The sequence below is a fragment of the Thalassobacillus sp. B23F22_16 genome (genome assembly GCF_043496955.1).
Lineage (GTDB): Bacteria > Bacillota > Bacilli > Bacillales > Halobacillaceae > Thalassobacillus > Thalassobacillus devorans_A.
Genome location: NZ_JBIEKD010000054.1, coordinates 1 through 3,405, shown reverse-complemented (window position 1 = coordinate 3,405; position 3,405 = coordinate 1). Strand labels below are relative to the sequence as shown.

At 45.4% G+C, this 3,405-nt stretch carries 3 protein-coding genes and 1 riboswitch; of the genes, 1 reads left to right on the top strand and 2 read right to left on the bottom strand.

Going from position 1 to position 3,405, the window contains the following annotated elements; all coding sequences use genetic code 11:
• Positions 1-135: 135 nt before the first annotated feature.
• Both thiT and ACGTNI_RS19865 read right to left on the bottom strand, forming a co-directional pair.
• On the bottom strand, positions 136-747 hold the full coding sequence (gene thiT / locus ACGTNI_RS19870; RefSeq protein ID WP_394464234.1) for an energy-coupled thiamine transporter ThiT: 612 nt from the start codon (positions 745-747) through the stop codon (positions 136-138).
• Positions 748-835: 88 nt separating this feature from the next.
• A riboswitch (TPP riboswitch) is annotated at positions 836-936 on the bottom strand.
• 69 nt (positions 937-1,005) lie between these two features.
• On the bottom strand, positions 1,006-3,021 hold the full coding sequence (locus ACGTNI_RS19865) for a penicillin-binding transpeptidase domain-containing protein (RefSeq protein WP_394464232.1): 2,016 nt from the start codon (positions 3,019-3,021) through the stop codon (positions 1,006-1,008).
• A gap of 214 nt (positions 3,022-3,235) precedes the next feature.
• Between ACGTNI_RS19865 and ACGTNI_RS19860 the strand changes: the two genes are divergently transcribed.
• Positions 3,236-3,405 (top strand): transposase (locus tag ACGTNI_RS19860; protein ID WP_394464235.1); only part of this gene is annotated, 170 nt, incomplete at its 3' end.

The following is a 3,405-nucleotide window of genomic DNA, read 5'->3' as shown; positions in this document are numbered from 1 at the left end:
CTTTAATTTTATCAGAGGTTGTCCTTATTTTCTTTATTGAAAATAAAAGAAAACCATAAAAAAGTGGTCGGCATCATTTTGATGCCGACCACTTTCCGTTTAATTTACTGGGTTTTGTCCCAGCCTCCATTGGTTTTAGTTTATTTGTTCACTTGGACTTGCTGCCGCCCGGTAAGATGCCTGTTCCTGATCATTCAGGATAATCCGCGGCTGTTTCTTAAATAGATACCCGAGTCCGAGAGCACTGATGATGGCAGCTGGTACCATATAAGATGCATTGTAACCCAGTGAGTAGAGCCAGATATTTTCTGCCTCGGTGTACTCGGCAAAGAATACCACGCCGGCAACCACATGGGCGAAGAACCGCAACGCGCTGCCTAATAGAATACCGAGCGAAACATACGTGAAGAATTTCTTCGTATTATGGTTAATCAATGATTGTTTGACCGTGCTGGCAAATATCCCTGCTAACCCCAGAGCCGTGAATGCCAGTCCATATTCAATAAAAGCCTGTAGTGGTGTCAGAATATACGCCTGACCGACGATAATCTGGAATACACCATAAAGGAACCCGGTCAGCAGTCCTCCTTTTAACCCCCAGCGAAATGCGATAAGGAAAACAGGTATCATGGCAAGCGACACCGAGCCGCCCTGTGGCATTTTGAAAATCGGGATAAAGTCCAATAACGTCGCAAGCGCTGCAAATATCGCGACTTCCACCATAAATAATGTTCGTTTGTTTCTCACTTTTAATCACTCCCCTTGATTTTTGGCAACAAAAAAAGCAATGCCAAGGGGGAAGCTTCCAGATGGACGGATTCCGTTTGCATTGCACCATCATAAAAGCCACCATTCCTACGCTAGTATTAACTAACAGGTTCGAAGGGTAAGGACACTGTCCACTCTCAGCCATGTTTGGCTCCCCTTGGAAGGCTTCGAATCTATGCTTTTTTTGTACTCTTTCCATTATAAAAAACTATTGTAACTTTAGCAACAAGCGGGCGGTTATTCCATATTTCGGAATAAATCTGCTGCCTGCTCGACGACATCCCCGCTTTTGGCATCTTCTTTCATCATTGCAAGTAATATATCCGTATTTTCGCTCGGATAAACAACGAACCAGCCGTTTTCCAATCCTTCCTCTTCTTTTGTACGCTTCAGTTCGGCGGTACCTGTCTTACCAGCAAGTGCTTTTCCGTCGATATTAGCTGCTCGTGCGGTTCCTGCCTCATGAGCAACCACCTGGCGCAAGGCGTTTTTGATGACATCATTATATTCGGGATCGGTGACATTTTCTTTCCAAACATCCGGCGTATTCTCGGATTGAACAATGGCTGGCTTCAATAAGTTACCTTCATTGAAGAATGGCGTATAGGCCGTGGCAAGGTGCAGCACAGACATTTCCATTTGCCCTTGACCGTAGGCTGTGTTTGCCATCAGCAAATCATCCCGGAAGGTATCTTCATTGGAAATCTGAGAGTTATAGAGCGGATAATCATAGGGAATTTCCTCGTCAAACCCGAAATCCTCCAGCCCACTTCGGAACGTTTCCGGTTCCATTTTCAAAGCCGTACGGGCAAAGAAAATATTATCGGAACGAATCAATGCGTTGGTAACATCGACGGGACCATTAAATTCTGTCACCCTACTGATCTCATAACTCCCCCACGAACCATCATCTTTTGACCATGTTTTTCCGTTAATATCCATCGTTTCTTCCGACTCGATCGCCCCGTTGGTCATAGCGATAGCAGCAGTAATCGGTTTGACTACTGATCCCGGCGCAAATGTATGCATCGCCCTGTTCAGACTTGGGTCCAGCTCATCGCCGATGTCCTGGTTGGTGCCATAAACTCGCAAGTTCGGATCGATGGCAGGTGAACTTACGAGTGCCAATGTTTCCCCTGTCGTCGGATTGATAGCCGCTGTTGCTCCTCCTTCGCCGTCATAAGACTGATAGACCTTCTCTTGCACGTCGGCGTCAACAGTAAGTTCGATGTCTTCCCCGTGCTCGACCTCTGTCTCTGCAATTGTGGTTCTTTCATCCGTCTCCTCATCTACCGCGTATACTTCGACCCCTGGCTTTCCGCTTAACGTTTCTTCAAACTCTGCTTCCAAGCCTCCATGTCCAATTACGCTATTGCTGTTATATTTATCATCATCTAATTTTTCCAGGTCCTCTGCAGTGACCTGACGGATATAGCCGGTCAGATGCGCAGCCGCTTCCCCGTATGGATAATACCTTCCTGTCGCATCACGGGAGGTTGTAGCCTCGACCTCAGCAATCGCTTCGATTCTCTCCTTCTCCTCAGCTGGTATTTTTTTCAAGGGGACAAACGAGTCTTCCTGTACCCAGCCGGCATCAAGTTTTTGATCTATTGCTTCTACCGACATATCAAGCAATTCGGCAAGCTCTTCTTTCGTTTCTTCTTCCTCTTCACCTAATTGCCCTGGAACGACACCAAATTCGATAAAGTCATCATTGATGGCTAGTCCATTGCCATTTCGATCAAAGATTTCCCCGCGTTCGGCGGGGACGGAAGTAATGCCTACTCCCTGTCCCTCCGCTATTTCTGGAAAAATGAAGCCCGGGTTCCAGTTGACATACCAGTTTTCCTCTGTTTCACTGTCTACTTCCCGTTCCTCTTTGATCCAGGTCGCTTCATAATCAAATTCGTTTTCACCAGCTACAGAATTCATGGATGCCTGAAAAGGGATTGTTTTCTCTGTTTCATCTTCAGCATCTTCTTCCTCTTCCTCATTTTGTTCAAAATCTACTTTCAACTCTTCAATTCCAACATCCTGATAGATTTTTTCAAATCGCTCTACCGCTTCCTCTTTACTGAATTCCTCTTTTGAGGAAGCGCTCATCATTTCATACATTTCTTCAAACTTGCCGTCTTCCCATAATGTTATGTATTCCATAAATCGTTCTTCTGCTGTTGGTTCTTCCTCGTTATTGCATGCTGCTAAGGCGACCGTAAGCAGCACTAGCAACAACAGGACTGTAAGCTTTTTCATAATATCCTCCTTTTGGAAAAGCATTAGTGCTTTCATCTTACCACAGGTTAAACCAGCACATGAATCACCCGGCTCACTTGAATCTAAAATGATTCAGGTGCTTAGCTTAGAAAGTGTTATGAAAGGCGGTTCCGTTAACATATTAAGCTTAAGGGTCCGGGAAATAACTCGCTTTCCGCGGGGAAGTCGGCAAGCCTCCTCGAGCTAAAGTAAAGTGCCCCCCAATCGTTGGACACTTATCCAACCTAAGGGGGTACTTATCTTGAAAACATTTACGAAAGAAGAAAAACACCAGGCTGTTCATCGCTATCTAAACGAGATGATAAGCTATAACGAACTAGCGAAAGAGATCGGTGTGGATTCCTCCGCCTTACGTTATTGGGT

Bases quoted from the DNA above. Each gene is read 5' to 3' on its own strand.
- ACGTNI_RS19865 (WP_394464232.1), bottom strand. From the start codon at position 3,021: ATGAAAAAGCTTACAGTCCTGTTGTTGCTAGTGCTGCTTACGGTCGCC.